Here is a 17,204-nt window from a genome sequence, read left to right on the forward strand (position 1 = left end):
CTCTTGGTGCCGAGGAGATTGGTCTAGTCGGCGGGTTTGAATATGTAGATCAGTTGTCTGATTCGGAAATTGATCGCAGTGTGGCCAATTTTAATATGGATATGGTTGGAACGGCCTGGGAACCGGCCACTCAATTATATGTAAATGTGGTAGATGGGCAACCGAATACGGTTTGGGAGCAGGCAGATTCAGCTGCCCAAAGGTTAGATAACGACATCCTTTTCCTTTTCGAAAGAGGGGCGTCTGATCATGTTGCGTTTCATGAAGCGGGCATTGATGCTGCGAATTTTATCTGGAGGGAACCTGGAACCCATGATTTAGAGCCTTGGTACCACACTCCGGAGGACACCATCGATAATGTGAGCCCTGAAAAGATTCAACAGGTCGGTGATCTCATCGATTCGGCAGTATCTGATCTTATTCTTTCATAGGACAACGCTTGGTTTTAAATAAAAAAGGATATCGGAGGTTATGATGCTATGAAACTGGGAAAAACATCGCTTTTGCTTTTCGCGGGTTTTCCTCTCGTTATTTCCCCCATACTTCAGAGCGGATCAACAGCATATGCACATGCGGGGTTATCGGAATTTCCAGATCCAGTCGATGAAGAGTCCTGGGTATTGCCGAGGGATATGACGTGGGACGATTACCAACCAGTACCGGGGATTGATTGGCGGGATACGGAAATAGAAGCAGATCGGGAAATCCGGGGGGCCCTAATACTTGTTGACTTCCCTGACCAGGAATTTATTTTGAGTCAGCCTGAAGGATCCGATCCGGCGGGAAATCCGATCGCTGCGAGTGAAATTCCCGAGGAAGAGCTTGGGGAATGGTGGGAGGATTTCCTGAACACTCCTCAATCGCTTAATAACTACCGAACAGTCGATGAGTTTTGGCGAGAAAATTCCTATGGGGGTTGGGCTGTAGAACTGGACGCCTTTGGCCCTTATACATTGGAACATAAGGAATTTCAGTATGGGCTCAACGAATTTGGGCAACAAGAAAATATGCCTGAAGGTTATAGCACACAACATTTGGTTCCTGATGCTCAGGAAGCAGCTCAAGAAGACATTGAAGCCTCTGGGGTGGACTATGACTTTGAATTCATTATCCATTCAGGTTATGATGAATCATCTCTTTGGCAGGAATTTGGGGAGATGATGTTCGAGTCCCCTGAGGACGTCACGGATGAATTCGGATCACCTTTCGAAGATCACCCAAACTCGGCTACGACCCGTTATGTTGATTGGACCTCATGGTTTGCGGCTAAAAGTATTTGGTCTCATGCCTATCCGGGTGGATCTGTCCAGGCTGAAAATAGCGGTCAATCTGTTTTTGCTCATGAATTTGGCCATATTGAAGGGCTGGGGGATAACTACAACAATCCATATGCTGACCCTGTATCCCGTTCCTATTCAGGACCTTGGGAACTTATGAGCCGGGGGGCTTTCAATGGACCAGGCGGCCCTCACACTCGTTGGATGATTCCGGCAACGGAAGGGTCCAGCGCACCTTCTCATCATATGCTCAGAAATAAAATTAAACAGGATTTCGTTACTGAAGGTGAAGATTACCTTGAGATTGATCGTGATGATCTGGCTGCAGAAGGGCCAGTGTTCCAGGATATTTTAGCGCGTGCCGTACCGTCAGGGCCTGAATTTAATCGCGATGAATTACACGGTATTAACATCACTATGGATGAAGATTTGACGCCTAAAAATGATTTGGAGGATGATTGGCGCGCGGATATGCAAGCGGGCGAAGATTGGTACGATAACTACACGATTGAGGTAGTTGATCAGGTCGGCTTTGACTCCTTCCAGCCAGATGCGGGTGTGCTGCTCGCGAAGACGAAAGATGAAGAGAGGCCGCCGTTCATTTGGGCGATTGACGCTCATCCTGAGGATATCAACGAAGTGGATTTCGAAAGACCAGATGGAACAACGCAAATGCTTTCGAAGGGTGATTATCAACAGTTAGCTGATGCCCTCTTTAAAGCAGGAACTGCAGATGGGGTCGTTAGCGAATATAAAGATGAGCATAACCGCCTTCATTTTTATGTATTAGATAAAAATTATGATGAAGATGGGGCTCTTTCTTATCGTACAGCTGTCCGTCATATGGATGAAGCTGGCCCATATGAACGTGGTGTAGATGTGGACAAGAATACCGTTGTACGAGCCGAACCCGGGCGAGTAGCAGAGTATAACTTCAGTGTGACCAATAATGGCGAAGAGACAGACTTGATTCGTCTTAGTGTCGACATTGAAGATGAATGGGAGTACATGTTAGAGCATGACGTTATTGAAGTAGAGGCTGGAGAATCGGTTGATGTTCCGGTATACGTCGATCTTCCCGAACATGAACAAGTTCCTTCTCAACTAACGTTCACTGCCACCTCTGAGACCGATGCAGAACAAGCAGCATCCGTCGATCGCGGCGCTGGAGTAAGTGCAGCGAGTATGGAGGCACTTGTTGAACAATATGAAGAGGAGGGAGTGTTTGAAAATAGTCAAGCTCCCCGTTCCTTAACGCGGCATTTAACTGCAGTGAGTCATTATGAAGAGCAAGGTGACACAGAAAAAGTGATCACTCACATGGAAGGTTTTAAAGATTTGCTCGATCATCAGCTAGATAATGTGCTGATTTCTCAAGAAGCGTTTGACACGCTCTATATGTATACAAATGAATTGATCGAGAAGTTAGATTAGAAGAAACGCCACCATTCTCTGTGGTTAGGCGTTTCTGCCACAGAGGATGCTATTTAACTATTAAATGAGGAAAATAAGTTGGTCACAATAAATAGAAGCTTATCACATCGTCATGGACCTTCGAATGATTTGGTTAAGTTGTGTAATAGATGTTTCCAAACTTTAGGTAAGATGGAGGGGCATTACATGAAAAAGTGGTCAGTGATGGCTTTAGCAAGTGTATTTTTGGTGTCAACACTATCAGCGACTGCGGCTAACGATGTTGGTGGGGAGAACCAAGATACGAATAACCCTGAGGATTTGCAACTCGGTGTTGATGTATTACTTGAAGATGAACTGGATGAGATTAAGGATAAAAACGTCGGTTTGATTACAAACCCTACAGGGGTCAATCAAAACTTAAACAGTATTGTGGATGTATTGCACCAGCATCAGGACGTTAACCTTGTGTCGTTGTATGGTCCGGAACATGGTGTGAGGGGAGACGCTCAGGCAGGGGATGATGTCGAATATTATATTGACGAAAGGACAGGCCTTCCGGTTTACAGCTTGTATGGAGATACAAGAAAGCCAACACCAGCAATGTTAGAAGATGTGGATATTCTCCTGTTCGACATTCAGGATGTAGGTGCCCGTTTTTACACTTACATCTACACCATGGCTTATGCCATGGAAGCAGCTGGTGAGAATGATATTGGGATGATGGTTCTCGATCGTCCTAACCCCCTTAGTGGTTTGGGTGTAGAAGGGCCGGTGCTTGAACCGGAATATTCTTCGTTTGTTGGGATGTACCCGATTCCTTTGCACCACGGAATGACTGTTGGCGAATTAGCCATGTTATTCAATGAAGAGTTCAATCTTGACGCTGACCTTACCGTTGTGGAAATGGAAGGCTGGGAGCGTGAGATGTACTATGATGACACACCACTTGAATGGGTGCTCCCGTCTCCGAATATGCCCACATTCGACACGTCCATCGTTTACCCTGGAGCTGCCCTTATTGAAGGAACGAATGTATCGGAAGGAAGAGGCACAACGAAGCCATTTGAACTGATCGGGGCGCCATTCATTGATGGCACAGAGCTGGCAGAAGACTTAAATGCACTAGATCTCCCTGGCGTTCAATTTAGGGCCGCGTATTTTACCCCTATGTTCTCGAAACATGAGGGAGAGCTTTCCGGTGGAATTGAGATTCATGTCCAGGATCTCGAAGAATATGAACCCATTGAGACAGGACTCCACATCGTGAAAATGATTCATGATACCTACCCGGATGAATTTGAATTTACGGACTTCTTCGACAGTTTGATCGGAAATAGCTGGATTCGTGAGGAACTGGAAAACGGGACAGCAATCGAAGAAATTACCGGGATGTGGGAAGAAGAATTAGAAGAATTTAAACAAACAAGAATCGACTATCTTCTTTACTTTGATGGTGTATCAGAAATAAAAGCCCTTGTAGAGGATTATGTGGAGCAGGGAGCATTTGCTAACGAAGAAGCTGCGCGTGCATGGCTGAATCACATGACTACCGTGGAACGTTTTGAACAGCAAGGGAACATGGGAAAAGTCGTCGAACACATGGAAAGCCTCTACCATTTACTCGATCACCAGCAGGAAAATGATCTGATTTCCGAAGATGCGTATCACACACTCAAGGAAGATGTAGATACCTTCATGATGCAGTGGCAATGATAGGAAAAAGGGGCTTTCTAGATTCCCTGGATCTTTTACCTTATGGTCGGTATGCCAGGTAAAAGCAAGAGACTAAGCAATAGTGGTGGAAGGGTTTATAGGTGCTTTCTCTGATCACTAACGAAGCTTTGGCAAACTACAGCACCAAGGGAAAGCACTCGTTACAAAACTAGTGCACCGTGCCAGAAGTTGTTACTTCATTCGGCTATGCTGTGCCCCGCGCCGAAAACATTCCCCAAGCGCCGAATAATATGCCCAGTGCGCCGAATAAACGTGTTGTTGCGCCGAAAAACCTATCCCCCGCACCGAATCCGGTTTAGACGCACTCGACCATTCGTTTAAGGAATTCTCAATGGACGGAAAAGAAACTTTTGAAACATTGCACTTGTAAGCTCACAATCTTAGAAACTATTCTCTTTAATGTTTAAAAAGGGTAAAGGTGGTTTTGAAATGACCAAGCGATATTTTTCCAAGTCTATGATGATGGCGTTTGCACTTGCTTTTGCGTCTTCATCGTTCTTCCCTGCTGTGTCTTCAGCTGAACAAAATCAGGATATAACAGATAAAAGGGTGACTCACCTTATCGAGGATGGAGTCACTCAACCTCATTTTTCTTATGAAGATGCGGTTAGGGAGACGGTATACGTTGATACTGATTTGGATACGAATGGCGATGGAAACAATGATCAAATTGCAGCGGATATTATTCGTCCTGCCGAAAGTGAAGAAGGTCTTGATGTCCCCGTCATAATGATTGCCAGTCCTTATAATGAAAGTCTGGGACGAGGAGAAGAATCGGAGCTCAAAGAATATGAAGATGGCGCGCCGGTGAAGTTTCCATTATACTATGACAATTACTTTGTTCCACGTGGTTATGCAGTTATTCATGTGGATATGGTAGGTACGAGTCTATCAGATGGCTGTCCGACGACGGGTGGCTTTGAAGAAACAGAGAGTGTAACAGCCGTGATTGATTGGCTTAATGGCAGAGCAGATGCTAGTAATGAGGAAGGTGGGGATGTCAACGCTGATTGGAGTACTGGAAAAGTAGGGATGTACGGGAAATCCTATGACGGAACTTTAGCAAATGCAGCTGCTGCAACAGGTGTAGAAGGGCTTGAAACAATTATTCCTGTTACAGCGATCAGCAGTTGGTATGATTACTATCGTTCCAATGGTCTCCTTTATTTCTATAACGGTCCGAATGGCCTGGCAAACAGAGTAGTCAATTCTGAGCGGGAATCAGAATGCCAACCTGTATTCGATCAAATGGCTGAAGACATGGATGACGAAAGCGGCAATTTCAATGACTTTTGGGACGAGCGCAGCTATTTAGATGATGCAGATAACGTTTCTGCCAGTGTTTTTCTGGTTCATGGTTTGAATGATTTGAATGTAAAAACCAATCACTTCGGTCAATGGTGGGAAGAACTTGAGGAACATGATGTCGATCGAAAAATCTGGCTGACACAGACGGGCCATACTGAGCCTTTTGACTTTCGTCGTGAGGAGTGGGTCGACACGGTTCATCGTTGGTTCGATCATGAGCTGCTGGATATAGACAATGGCATCATGGACGAGCCTATGGCGGACGTAGAAAGGGCTGCCAGTGAATGGAAGACCTATGATTCTTGGCCAGATACAGAAGCATCCACAGTCCATTTAAACTTAGGGTCTGAAGATGGCGATCGTCCAGGCATCCTGACAGATGCTCCTGTTCAGGAAGGAGAAACGCAGAGCTTTACGAATGATCCACAATCAGAAAGCGAGCTCGTTGCTGACCCATTTGAAGATAATGACAATCGATTAATATTCCTTTCCCCGGAACTTGAAGAGGAAGTACGATTCAGCGGTACCCCGAAAGTGGATATTAACGCTTCAGTGGATGGAGAAGCTATGAACCTAACAGCTTTAATTGTCGATTACGGAAAAGATGAACGAGTCGATCATCAAAGTGGTTCCGGGGGCATGGGTATGTTAGATGAAGTTGACTGTTGGGGAGAAAGTACCGAAAGAGACAATGCCTGTTATCACAAACATGAAATCTTAACCCATGAACAAGACTACGAAATTGTCTCACGAGGATGGATGGACGCTCAGAACTATGAATCTGTATGGGAAAGCCGCCCACTTACACCTGGCGAAAACTATGAATTCCGTTGGAACACAATGACACATGATTACGCTTTTAAACCTGGCCACCGTATTGGCATTATCATTGCCGGCAGCAACACCACTTATACCGTGCCAAATGAAGATGAAATAGACATTGAAGTCAACCTTGGAGAAAGCCACATTGAACTTCCGGTTGTGGGTGGTGAACAGGCGATTGATTTTGGACTCAGTGCAGCCGGTATACAGGAAATTGTTGAGCAATTTAATGAAGATGGAGAACTTGAAGATGAAGAAACCGTTCGTTCCTTAAATCTTCATTTAACCTCAGTGAGCCATTATGAAGAACAGAGAGAAGCAGAAAAGGTCGTGCAGCACATGGGAGGTTTTAAGGATCTATTGAATAATCAACTAGAAAATGAATTAATCTCTGAAACAGTGTTTGATCATCTCAACGCTCAAGCTGATGCTTTGATTAACAAATGGGAATAGTTCATAGATGTATTTTTTGAACAGATGAATGCTCTAATCCTAAAATAATCCCGTATCACTTTAAAAGTGGTACGGGATCGCTTGTTTTAAGTTGATTTTAACGATTCAAAGTGGGGGTTGAAATTCAGCTTTTGCGAAAGTCTTTCATATCAGGCTTTTCGATTTATCTTTGTTTCTTCTCGTTTGACTAGCAAACCGCCGCCATTGTCCAGGTATTGCTCAATCCCGTCGGCAGCTCGGTATGCCATAGCACCAACGGTTTTGGTCGGGTGATAATTGGGGAAGTGAGGATATGCGGATGCTCCCACGACAAACAAATTCTCAGCATCCCACATTTGTAAATAGCTATTGACTGCTGATGTTTCCGGATCATTACCCATAATAACGCCGCCGGCATAATGGGCACCAATGTACGCGTTGCTAAAGTGTTCAGGGACTTCATCGACATCAACAATATCTGCCCCCATCTCTTCTGCCACTTCTCTACATTTATCGATCCCGAAACACGAAAGGTTTCGATCTTGATCGGTATATTCGTTGGTGACACGTAGGAGTGGATCCCCGTAAAAATCCGTATAGGTAGGATCAAGATCCAAATAATTATGATACCAAGGCATAACCCCATGTTGAAAGCGCAAGTAGATATTTCGATTAGCATAAAACAAAGACTTCTCTTTAAACTCCCGCCCCCAAGATGGGGTGCCGTTTGGAACACTATTACTTTCGATGGGTCTGTCTCCGTATTGTCTAACCTCAACATGCCCCCCGTGAATAAAATCAAGGTCCGTATGGTCGATACTATCTCCACTATAATCATCGAAGGTAGCCCCTAAACCACCAGCTCCCATATAGAGGTTGAACTTTTTATCATTAAAAAATGCTCTAGCTCCTAAAAAATTAACGGAGAATTGCCCGGTAAAGTTTTTACCGATCACACCCTGTCGTGTGTCAGGATTATAAGGTGTACCAATTTCTGAGAGTAATAAAAGACGTGTATTCGTAAATGTAAAACCGGCTAGTACAACGACATCCGCTGGTTGTTCATATTCGTTTCCGGTAGCTGTATCCACATAAATAACCCCGGTAGCTTGATTACCATCATAGAGTACTCTTCGAACATTTGATTTCGCTCGTAATTCAAAGTTACCGGTTTCACGAGCAGTCGGGAGCACAGTTACGAGTGGATCTGCCTTTGCACCATAATCACAACCATATGAATCGCAAAAAGCACAATACTGGCATTGAGCAATCGTCTGTCCGTCCGGATTTTCATAGAACTCTGTAATGTTGGCCGATGGTTGTGCATAGGGGTGATAACCGAGGTTTTCTGCCGCCTCCTTAAATAAACGAAGATTAGGGGTTTCAACCATCGGGGGATTAGGATAATCTTCTGATCGATAGGGGCCAATAGGATTAGGCTCCCCAGATATTCCCGCGGTTTTTTCAAAGCGAGTATAATATTCTTCAAATTCGTCGTATGTAATCCCCCAATCCTGGATCGTCATCCCTTCTGGAATTTTATCTTCCCCATAACGATCAACTGTACGGCTGTAGATTTCGAAATCATAGGGTAGGAACCGGAACGTAGCACCTGCCCAATGTACACTTCCGCCCCCCATATCATTTCCAACGATCATGCTATCTTGCATTCTTACCGGCAGGGCGGTAATATCCCTTTTATGCCGGGAGGTGACGGTTTCCTTTGATAAATTCTGCATCATTTCATAACGTGTTGAGAAACGTAGCTCATCTTTTACGTGAATGTAATCTTCGATCGATTTTTCATCGCCTCGTTCTAAACAGACGACTTGATATCCTGCTTTTGCCATTTCTGCACTAACAATCCCGCCTGCCCAGCCACTTCCGACGACGAGTACATCGACTTTATCTAATTGTGTCGGCATTTTACCCTCCTGAAAAAGATGATTGGTTAACTATTAATATCATAGATATTTTTCCTAATAAGGATATCAGTTGTAGTATATCTGGGGGTTGTTAAAATGATGCATTAACTCCAAAATTTATTTAAAGGATTTAGACGCAAAATGGGGGTACAGTTTTTTCTAGAGGGAGATATGTCACTGTTGATTTAATGGAGTAACCAAAGATACTGTTTTTACTTGATTCACGAACATTAGTTCTGTATAATATAATTATAGTACCTGTAGCTTTAAGGTTTGCTTTTTAATTGATCCATACGTTTGAAGGGGGAAATTGATGAGCTTAACAAATGAACAACTTCTGGCAGCGATACAGGGTCTTCAGTCAGAAATGAATGGCATGAAAATAGAGCTTCGAGAAGAAATGGCCGGAATGGAATCAAGGTTCAAGGAAGATCTGCAATCGGTAAGAAGCGAAGTCAATGATCGTTTTAATAAGATGGATGACCGATTTGAGCGAGTAGACGATCGTTTTAATAAGATGGATGACCGATTTGAGCGAGTAGATGATCACTTTAATAATATGGGCGACCGTTTTGATGATGTAAATGATCGCTTAGATAGGGTAGAAAAAAAGCAGGACACAGCAAATAAACAATTGGTAAAAGTTACAGAAGATTTGACGGATATTAAGGGAACCATCGATCATCACGAGAGTGATATTAAGTCTCTCTTTAAAAGATCTTTCGACCTTAAAGGAAAGGTCGAAGCAATAAGGGAGCGCTAGCGGTACTTTTATATGCCCTGTTCTCATGTAGTGAGGGTTAGCTTATGCTTTTCAGACACCAATCGCAAGCTCTGGTTGAAAAGTGGGAATAGACCCAAAGGCGGCAGGATCCCATTGTAGCTTTCGGCTGATAAAAAGAACAGCCTGCCGGGGTTATAATCCTCGGCAAGCTTCTTGTTTACGCCGTGGCCTCTGCCGCTCCGCTCTTACGGTCTATCGCTTTCTTACGCAACCAATGAATGCTGATGAGTAGCGCAAAGAGCGCGATACCGATGAGATCGGAAATGAAAGGGGGGTAAATGAATACAAGCGCGGCACTGAGGGCCAGCACAAATTCATACCAGCGGTATTTCACGAACATATAGTTTTGAATGACGGTAACGAACGCCAGTATGCCAACCAGGGCAGTGAATATGGCCCATGTGATTTCATACCAGGCATACATTCCTTGATTTTCAGGCAATAACAGGATGATCGTATTCATGGCGAACACGAATGGAAGCAATAAGGCCCCGGCGTCATACTTAAAGCCTTGAACACCGGTAATGATAGGGTCGGATTTTGCGATCCCGGAGACGGCATAGGCTGGTAAGTTCACCGGCGGTGTATCATCTGCAAGCACACCATAGTACAGAACGAATAAGTGTGCGGCCATAATCGGAAGATCCATTTCGATAAGCGCAGGCGCAATCATGGAAGCCAAAATAACATAAGTTGCCGTTGTCGGCAGCCCCAGCCCGACGATGAGACAGGCGATAAAGGTAAACAAGAGCACAAGAAGCAATTGATCGCCTGCAAATCCTACAATGATGGTAGGAAGGGAACCGGATAGTCCTGTTAAGTTAATAATCCCAATGAGAATACCTGCGGTGGCACAGGCGGCAATGACGGTGAGTGCTTTTCGTGACGCCATTTCAAGGCTGACCATTAACTCGCGCAACCCGAATTTAATAGGGGCAGAGTCAATCTTGAATTTATTTTGAAAGAGCACGAAGAACACACAAATAAAGGTGCCGATCGCGATCATGATGGAGATTTCAATGTGCCAACCGAATAAGTGGTGCATTCCATAAGACAACCCTGCCAATACCCCTGCGATCAGCAATCCTGCTCCGAAGCGTGCCCTTAGGCGATGGGCGAGAACAGCAACCGTCAAAAGCATAATAATCGAATAAAAGGCAGCATTAAAGATAGTGTTGCCGTCCATGACAAAATACACAAGCGCGATGATTGGAACAATCAGGTAGCCTTGTTGTAGCAAACTTTTTCGTCCGGAAACGAGCGATTCCCTCGGCAGTCCATGAATGTTGTGTTTTACCGCTTCAATGTGTACCATCCAGATGATCGCGATATACGTTAAAATCGCAGGAATTAAAGCGGAAATCATAATTTGTGCATAGCTGTAGGGCGTGTATTCAATCATCAGAAAGGCGGCAGCCCCCATAACCGGCGGCAGAAATTGCCCGCTCGACGACGAGGCTACTTCGATCCCGCCTGACGTTTGCGGCCGAAAACCTACTTTTTTCATGAGTGGGATCGTGAATGTTCCGGTGGTGACAGCGTTGGCTACCGAGCTTCCGGAAATGGAACCCATAAATCCGGAACCAACGACGGCTGCTTTTGCCGGTCCGCCCCGATAATGGCCGACCGCACGGAGGGCCAGATCGATAAACATTTTGCCTGCACCGGTCGCTTCTAAAATCGCCCCGAACAGAATGAAAATGAAAACATAATTGGCAGAAACAGATAAGGGTGTTCCCAAGATTCCCGTTGATGTGTACATCATTTCATAAATGAACTGCTCAAAATTTGCACGGCCGTGCCCAAAAGGTGGAGGTAAAAACTCCCCGAAAAAATAATAAGCGATGAATACAAAAGCTATAATCAATAAGGGTTTGCCCACAACCCGCCGCGCAGCTTCGAGGAGCAACAAGATCATGATAATCCCGGCGATCATATGGCTTGTCTCCATGTTTCCCTGCAATATCGTTTGGTGGGTTTGGTTAAGCATGACAAACGAACCCACAATGAGTACGAAGCTCGCGAGTAGCAAGTCATACCAGACGATGGTGGTTTGACCCAGCCCTTTTTTCCTTGGGAATATGAGAAAAATGAGGGTAAGGCCCGCGAGCAGGTGAATAAATAAATGTTGGTTTGTGGATACGATCAAACCGAAACCGGCCGTATATAAATGATAAAGGGAAAGCGCAACAGAGATGATGAGAATCAGTATCGCTTTCCAACCAAAGACGCTCCGGTCGCTTCCTTCTACTTCCAGCGCTTGCTCTGGCGTTTCTTGCGGAGCTTCGATGGGTTCTTTATTTTCTTCGTTCTGCTTTGAAGTATCTGTCATCACGCTATCCTCCTTGCACGTGAATCACGACGCGGCGATTATCTTCTTCTATTTCTGATAAATAGACCGTTTCATTTTTAAATTGAAAGGTGTGTGTATAGAGATTGGATGGGATTAATCGTAACTCTTCAACGACTCTGCCATCATCGGGAATGACGTAAAAGTCATCCTCTTTACGGATCGAGTCGCTCCCTTCATAGGGGATGCCGGCCCCGAAGGCCTGGGTCCACGTTTCTTTCGGGACGACTTCGAAATTATCGTTGATCTCAAAAACTTCCCGGATCGGTGTTTTCATAACTGAATGGATATATTCATGAAAAAACGTATCTCCCGGCTCAATCTCTTCTTCGAATAAAACGTCATTGGAGTCTGTAGCTACAACTTGTAACTTCGGCGCTTGCTCCCAAAAGAGTGCCAATAGCAGAAGGGTGGCAAGGAAGATGAGGGAGACTCTCCATCTCCCTTGAAAAAATGCTACGATGCTCCTCATGTTGTCACCTATTGATCTTCAAAGAACTGTTCCGCACCGGGATGCAAATCAATCGGCATTCCTTCCTGAGCGGTCTCGAGATCAATATAGCTGCCGGACTCATGGGCAGTCGCGAAGCTATCCGTGTTGTTAAAAATTACTTCCATGACTTCGTAAACGACCTCTTCATCCAACTCGTCATGGGCAACAAGCATAGCTTGCACAGCGAGCGTATTCACAGCTTCTTCGTTCCCATACAAACCTTCTTCTAGCTCATGCTCGGTATAGTACGGATATTCGTCAATCAGATCGTTAGTCACCTCTTCGTCGACGTTAACCATTGTAATATCCTGTTGGGCAGACAACGCTTCAATCGCGCCCGTCGGTGTTCCTGCAACGATCAACGCGGCATCGATATTTTCATCTTGCAAGCCATCGGCAGCGTTTTCAAAGTCCTGGTATTCCACCGTAATATCGTCATACGTAATGTCGTGGGCTTCGAGAATTTGTTGGGAAACCACTTCTGTTCCTGAACCTGCGTCCCCGACAGCAACACTCATGCCTTCCAGATCATCCACGGTTTCAATGCCAGATGCTTCCGTGGCTACAATTTGGATAACTTCCGGGTAGAGAGTAGCCATGCCGCCGAACCCTTCCAGGGGTTCTTCAAAATCAACTTCCCCGTTGACCGCATAGTAAGCGGTATCATTTTGCGTTAAAGCAAGGTCTCCCTGGTCACTAGCAATATCGTTTAGGTTTACGACCGAAGCGCTCGTCGCATAATGGGACGCATCGTAATCTTCCACATTTTCATTAATTAATGTAGCAAGCTGACCGCCTAATGGGTAATACGCACCTTGTTCCCCACCCGTTAAAATTTCCAGCTCTTCTTCAAAATCCCCACATGCCGACAATATCAACGCGAGCGAACCAATGGTGCATACTCCCAGAAACTTTTTCATAAATATAAGACCTCCATTTCATCATTTTGACGAGAAGACCCCCTGGAAAGTCATAAAAGAGGTCAACTCGCATATTGCGCAGTAAAATAGGTAGGGGTGACGCTTGGAACCGAGGTACTTTCAAGACATCCAACTGCCATGTCATTGCCTACATTGGACGAAAAGATCTTAGTCTTGGATATAATGTGAAAATAGTTTTTTTGCCATATTGACAACGTCTTGTGTAATAAAAGGAGTATAGGGTGATTCTTCCCAAATTAACGAGATTGAGCTCATATAATCTTTTTCCGCGATCGGAACGATTGTCACGAGTTCACCCGTCATGACGCCGGCCATATCGTCGGGCATCAATGTGACCCCAATTTCGTGGCCGATTAAATTTTCAATGGTCATGAGCTCAGGCCCGACACAGAGTGTATTTGGCACAAAACCGGCTTCCAGACATGCTCTCTCTAGTAAATAATAAAGAGACGGTGAATTATTCGGGTGATAGTGAATAAAAGATTCATACTTCAGATCTTCGAGATGAATGGCTTCACTCCCGGCAAGTCGATGGTTCTTTGATAGAATGGCTCGCAAGGGGTGTTGACTCAATTCCAAAGCCATCATATCCAGATCACGCAATTCATTTGGATCGGTAGGTGTACGAATAAATGCTATATGACTTTGTTGCTGCTTGACTGCTTGAATGGCTGCTTTTGAAGTTGTCTCTTCTATATATAGTTCGACAGGCCCCAATGTAGTACGCATTTTTTTCAGTAATTTCGGGACCCATAAACTTGCCGCTGATGGGACAGATGAGATTCGAACCGTCGTTTGTGGAATTTGTTTGAATTGAACAATATCATTGATGATATTCTCGATTTTATTAAAAGACGGTTGTAAATTTTCATAAAGGTAAGCGCCTTCTTCGGTAAGAGACACCTGACGTGTTGTCCTTTTTAACAGTTTAAAGCCCATTTCTTTTTCCAACGTTGATATTTGTTGGCTTAAACCTGGCTGGCTCACATGCAAGCGCTTGGAAGCCTCACTAAAATTCAGGGTGTTGGCGACCTCCAGAAAATAGCGAAAGGAGAGTAAATTCATCGTTTATACCCGCTCTTTATTGCTCGGAAAAGGTCGAACACTGTGGAATGGTAAACCATTTTCAATCATGGTTAATAATCCGGATTGTTGCTGTGTGATGAGCCGTTTTCCGGTGTTAATGATCATGGAAGCGGTTGCAGTATCCCCGAAAATGCCATTTGGGATCAGGAGATGAACCGGGTCCGTACCTTTGATTATCATCTCGTCTTTTTGTTCAATGCCTAAAGCCATCGTTAGCTCCATTTCAATGGTTCGTCCCTCTGAAGTCGTCGCTTTCGCTTTTTGATATTGTCCGCTTACGTCGCCCTGAGCCAATTGACACCATGATAGTTCGTAATCTTGATCGGCATATGTTGGTTCTAGCTTCGTTGTAAGCTCATCAATGTGGACGTTTAACCCGGCGGCAACCATTCGAACGGTTTCCTCCAAGCCTACATGGCCAATTTTTCCTTCCTTTGCGAGTTCTCGAAACGTCTCTTCGCTTTTCGCGATACCGACTTTTTTCTGTAAGGGCACCCGGCGCTCGCCTACATTCACTTGCCGAATCGCTTTGACGGATTGAATCTGATCGGTTACGGTTGTCGCCATTAACGGGAGGGTATCCATGACAAATCCGGGATTAATCCCTGTGCCAATTACAGAAAGCCCCTTACTTTTCGCATAATCATTGATTTCTTGACTCAGTGATGGGTAGCGGTCCCAAGGGTAGAGCATTTCTTCACAAGTTGTAACGACATGGTATCCTAAATCAAGCAATTGGCGGATCTGCGGCCAAACAGTCGGGGCACTTGATCCGGTGGCATGGACGGCAATTTTTTGCTGATAAGATTGCGCAATACTAGAAAGCTCGGAAACATCTGAAACGATTAACGCATTTGCCGGTGCCTCCGAAAATATGGCTGTAAGAGGCTTACCCACCAAATCCGGGGCAATATCGACACCACCGAGGACGTTAAACGCATCATCCCTGATGCCTTTCTTTAGAATTTCTTTTCCAATTGGGCCAAGCCCATACGGAACCAGTGCAATTTCTCCATCGGCCATCCTACGTCCCCCTATGTTCTTTTGTTATTAATAAGATATCATATATTAGGAAAATTTATAAAATAATTAATCATTATATATTTATAAAAGGTGTGCATGATAAAAAGAAGTAGATAAGCAGATCATGTTCATGAAGAGAATTGATGGGAGATTTTTGTTTCGTGGCAGGGGAGATAATAAGCCCGATAAAGGGCAAGGGAAGGGCATATTCTAAATCGTTGAGGGTTCAACTCAACGGATAAAAAACTTGGGGCGATGCCTACCAACACTGAAAACCCCTAACTGTATGTATCAGCTAGGGGGAACTACTTACCAGAGAAGGGATATAGACTTAGATTATTCACCTACCGCTCTATAGACTTATCTAAACAAGATATCTTAAGCGTTCGCTCTGTACTCTTTACAACTAAAAGTGAAAAAGTGTACCAAAAAGGGAACTTATGGTATCTCCATCTTCCTACCGAAATCGCCCATGCAAGTTATTTTGCTTAAAGTTCCCACCTACGGGAAATTCTTCGATATTCAACGATAGGGCGAGGTAGCTGGATTCATAGATGCTCGCGAAATCGTTTTTGAGCACTTCAAACAAAGCGTTGCCCACACCTTCTTTTTGCTCAGATGTACGCCCAGGTCCGATTTTTAAAGTGGCGTGGACGAAGGCGTCATCCTCTTTACCATCAGCAATGACGTAGTTTTCGAGCTTTATGGCGCGAACGCGGATGCCGCCTGTGGGGAAAACATCTTCTTTTGCCCGCAGTGTTTCATTTAAATGTCGTAAAACGTCTTGGATCGATATTCGTGCGTCAAGGTTGTCAGTATATTCAAGAATTAAGTGGGGCATTAATGACCTCCTACCCTTATTCTGGTTTTGCAATAATCGTATTTTTGAGAGTGCCGAGGCCTTCGACTTCAGCTTCGACAATATCTCCTGCATTGACCTTGGCAAGCCCTTTCGGAGTACCAGTAAGAATAACGTCATCTGGTTGTAACGTCATAAATGAGCTTAAGTATTCGATTAAAAATGGAATAGAAAAGACCATATCTTTTGTCGTACCCTCTTGGGTGGTAACGCCGTTGACTTTTGTTCGCAAGGCGAGATTCATAGGGTCTTGTATGGCTTCCTTACTTGTGATCCAGGGTCCAATCGGCGTACAGGTATCGCGGTTTTTTACTTTTAGATTTGGACGGTAATAGTTCTCCAAGTAATCGCGAATGGCGTAGTCATTGGCGATTGTATAGCCTTCAACATAGTCATAAGCCTCGGCTTGTTTAATATGTTTTCCCTGTTTGCCGATGACAACGGCAAGCTCGCACTCGTAATGCATATGTGTCGCTTCTTCCGGTCGTTTGGTTTCAGCATTATGTCCGATAAACGTGTTCGGCCCTTTTAAGAAAACAAGGGGCTCTTTGGGGGGCTCAAAAGCAAGTTCACTCGCATGATCGGCGTAGTTTAACCCTAAAACAAATGTCGTTTGCGGTTCGACGGGGGGAAGCCAGGTGACTTCTTCTTCCTTGTAAGTACGCCCGTCTGATAATTGTACACCGTCTTCTTGTTGTACGACTTCTTGTATACTGCCACCAATTGCAATGCGTCCTTTTCTCATCACTTGCTC

13 protein-coding genes and 1 pseudogene are annotated in these 17,204 nt (G+C 44.7%); 6 read left to right on the forward strand and 8 right to left on the reverse strand.

The window, feature by feature from the left end:
* The 5 genes and pseudogenes from HNR44_RS16005 to HNR44_RS16020 all read left to right on the forward strand — a co-directional run.
* The coding region (locus HNR44_RS16005; protein ID WP_184405370.1) for a M28 family peptidase at positions 1-431 on the forward strand (431 nt) is incomplete at its 5' end.
* Between the two features lie 48 nt (positions 432-479).
* Positions 480-2,711, forward strand: a complete 2,232-nt coding sequence (locus tag HNR44_RS16010; protein ID WP_184405371.1) for an FIMAH domain-containing protein — start codon at positions 480-482, stop codon at positions 2,709-2,711.
* A 186-nt stretch (positions 2,712-2,897) separates the two neighbouring features.
* A pseudogene (locus HNR44_RS16015) lies at positions 2,898-4,139 on the forward strand (exo-beta-N-acetylmuramidase NamZ family protein); the annotation flags it as partial.
* An 18-nt stretch (positions 4,140-4,157) separates the two neighbouring features.
* Positions 4,158-4,406: an FIMAH domain-containing protein gene (locus HNR44_RS18130; RefSeq protein ID WP_425489463.1), complete on the forward strand. Its 249-nt coding sequence runs from the start codon at positions 4,158-4,160 to the stop codon at positions 4,404-4,406.
* Positions 4,407-4,856: 450 nt separating this feature from the next.
* Positions 4,857-7,010 carry a Xaa-Pro dipeptidyl-peptidase gene (locus tag HNR44_RS16020; protein WP_184405373.1) on the forward strand — a complete coding sequence of 718 codons (2,154 nt, stop codon included), beginning with the start codon at positions 4,857-4,859 and terminating at the stop codon, positions 7,008-7,010.
* A 149-nt stretch (positions 7,011-7,159) separates the two neighbouring features.
* Here HNR44_RS16020 and HNR44_RS16025 read toward each other — a convergent pair whose 3' ends face one another.
* The gene (locus HNR44_RS16025; RefSeq protein ID WP_184405374.1) at positions 7,160-8,914 is read right to left on the reverse strand and encodes a GMC family oxidoreductase; all 1,755 of its coding nucleotides are present in this window, start codon (positions 8,912-8,914) and stop codon (positions 7,160-7,162) included.
* Between the two features lie 313 nt (positions 8,915-9,227).
* On the opposite strand from HNR44_RS16025, the gene HNR44_RS16030 reads away from it, so the two are divergent.
* Complete coding sequence (locus HNR44_RS16030) at positions 9,228-9,677, forward strand: hypothetical protein (RefSeq protein WP_184405375.1); 450 nt, start codon at positions 9,228-9,230, stop codon at positions 9,675-9,677.
* Positions 9,678-9,855: 178 nt separating this feature from the next.
* Here the strand turns inward: HNR44_RS16030 and HNR44_RS16035 are convergent, their stop codons facing one another.
* From HNR44_RS16035 to HNR44_RS16065, 7 genes are all read right to left on the reverse strand, one after another.
* Positions 9,856-12,030 (reverse strand): TRAP transporter permease, encoded by a 2,175-nt coding sequence (locus HNR44_RS16035; protein ID WP_184405376.1) that lies wholly within the window; start codon positions 12,028-12,030, stop codon positions 9,856-9,858.
* Between the two features lie 4 nt (positions 12,031-12,034).
* Positions 12,035-12,520, reverse strand: a complete 486-nt coding sequence (locus HNR44_RS16040; RefSeq protein ID WP_184405377.1) for a DUF1850 domain-containing protein — start codon at positions 12,518-12,520, stop codon at positions 12,035-12,037.
* A gap of 8 nt (positions 12,521-12,528) precedes the next feature.
* The gene (locus HNR44_RS16045) at positions 12,529-13,461 is read right to left on the reverse strand and encodes a TAXI family TRAP transporter solute-binding subunit (protein ID WP_184405378.1); all 933 of its coding nucleotides are present in this window, start codon (positions 13,459-13,461) and stop codon (positions 12,529-12,531) included.
* A gap of 168 nt (positions 13,462-13,629) precedes the next feature.
* Entirely contained in the window at positions 13,630-14,547 is a 918-nt protein-coding gene (locus HNR44_RS16050) for a LysR family transcriptional regulator (protein ID WP_184405379.1), read from the reverse strand.
* A gap of 3 nt (positions 14,548-14,550) precedes the next feature.
* Entirely contained in the window at positions 14,551-15,591 is a 1,041-nt protein-coding gene (locus tag HNR44_RS16055) for a hypothetical protein (protein WP_184405380.1), read from the reverse strand.
* 457 nt (positions 15,592-16,048) lie between these two features.
* Positions 16,049-16,432: a 5-carboxymethyl-2-hydroxymuconate Delta-isomerase gene (locus HNR44_RS16060; RefSeq protein WP_184405381.1), complete on the reverse strand. Its 384-nt coding sequence runs from the start codon at positions 16,430-16,432 to the stop codon at positions 16,049-16,051.
* 16 nt (positions 16,433-16,448) lie between these two features.
* Positions 16,449-17,195, reverse strand: a complete 747-nt coding sequence (locus HNR44_RS16065; RefSeq protein ID WP_184405549.1) for a fumarylacetoacetate hydrolase family protein — start codon at positions 17,193-17,195, stop codon at positions 16,449-16,451.
* Between the last annotated feature and the right edge of the window lie 9 nt (positions 17,196-17,204).

Source organism: Geomicrobium halophilum (genome assembly GCF_014207655.1).
In the GTDB taxonomy this organism is placed as follows: Bacteria; Bacillota; Bacilli; order Bacillales; family Marinococcaceae; genus Geomicrobium; species Geomicrobium halophilum.

Excerpts from the sequence above, each read along its gene's own strand:
- HNR44_RS16040 (WP_184405377.1), bottom strand. The coding sequence starts at position 12,520 with ATGAGGAGCATCGTAGCATTTTTTCAAGGGAGATGGAGAGTCTCCCTC.
- HNR44_RS16050 (WP_184405379.1), bottom strand. The coding sequence starts at position 14,547 with ATGAATTTACTCTCCTTTCGCTATTTTCTGGAGGTCGCCAACACCCTG.
- HNR44_RS16020 (WP_184405373.1), top strand. The coding sequence starts at position 4,857 with ATGACCAAGCGATATTTTTCCAAGTCTATGATGATGGCGTTTGCACTT.
- HNR44_RS16055 (WP_184405380.1), bottom strand. The coding sequence starts at position 15,591 with ATGGCCGATGGAGAAATTGCACTGGTTCCGTATGGGCTTGGCCCAATT.
- HNR44_RS16045 (WP_184405378.1), bottom strand. The coding sequence starts at position 13,461 with ATGAAAAAGTTTCTGGGAGTATGCACCATTGGTTCGCTCGCGTTGATA.
- HNR44_RS16065 (WP_184405549.1), bottom strand. The coding sequence starts at position 17,195 with ATGAGAAAAGGACGCATTGCAATTGGTGGCAGTATACAAGAAGTCGTA.
- HNR44_RS16035 (WP_184405376.1), bottom strand. The coding sequence starts at position 12,030 with ATGACAGATACTTCAAAGCAGAACGAAGAAAATAAAGAACCCATCGAA.
- HNR44_RS16025 (WP_184405374.1), bottom strand. The coding sequence starts at position 8,914 with ATGCCGACACAATTAGATAAAGTCGATGTACTCGTCGTCGGAAGTGGC.
- HNR44_RS16030 (WP_184405375.1), top strand. The coding sequence starts at position 9,228 with ATGAGCTTAACAAATGAACAACTTCTGGCAGCGATACAGGGTCTTCAG.
- HNR44_RS16060 (WP_184405381.1), bottom strand. The coding sequence starts at position 16,432 with ATGCCCCACTTAATTCTTGAATATACTGACAACCTTGACGCACGAATA.
- HNR44_RS16010 (WP_184405371.1), top strand. The coding sequence starts at position 480 with ATGAAACTGGGAAAAACATCGCTTTTGCTTTTCGCGGGTTTTCCTCTC.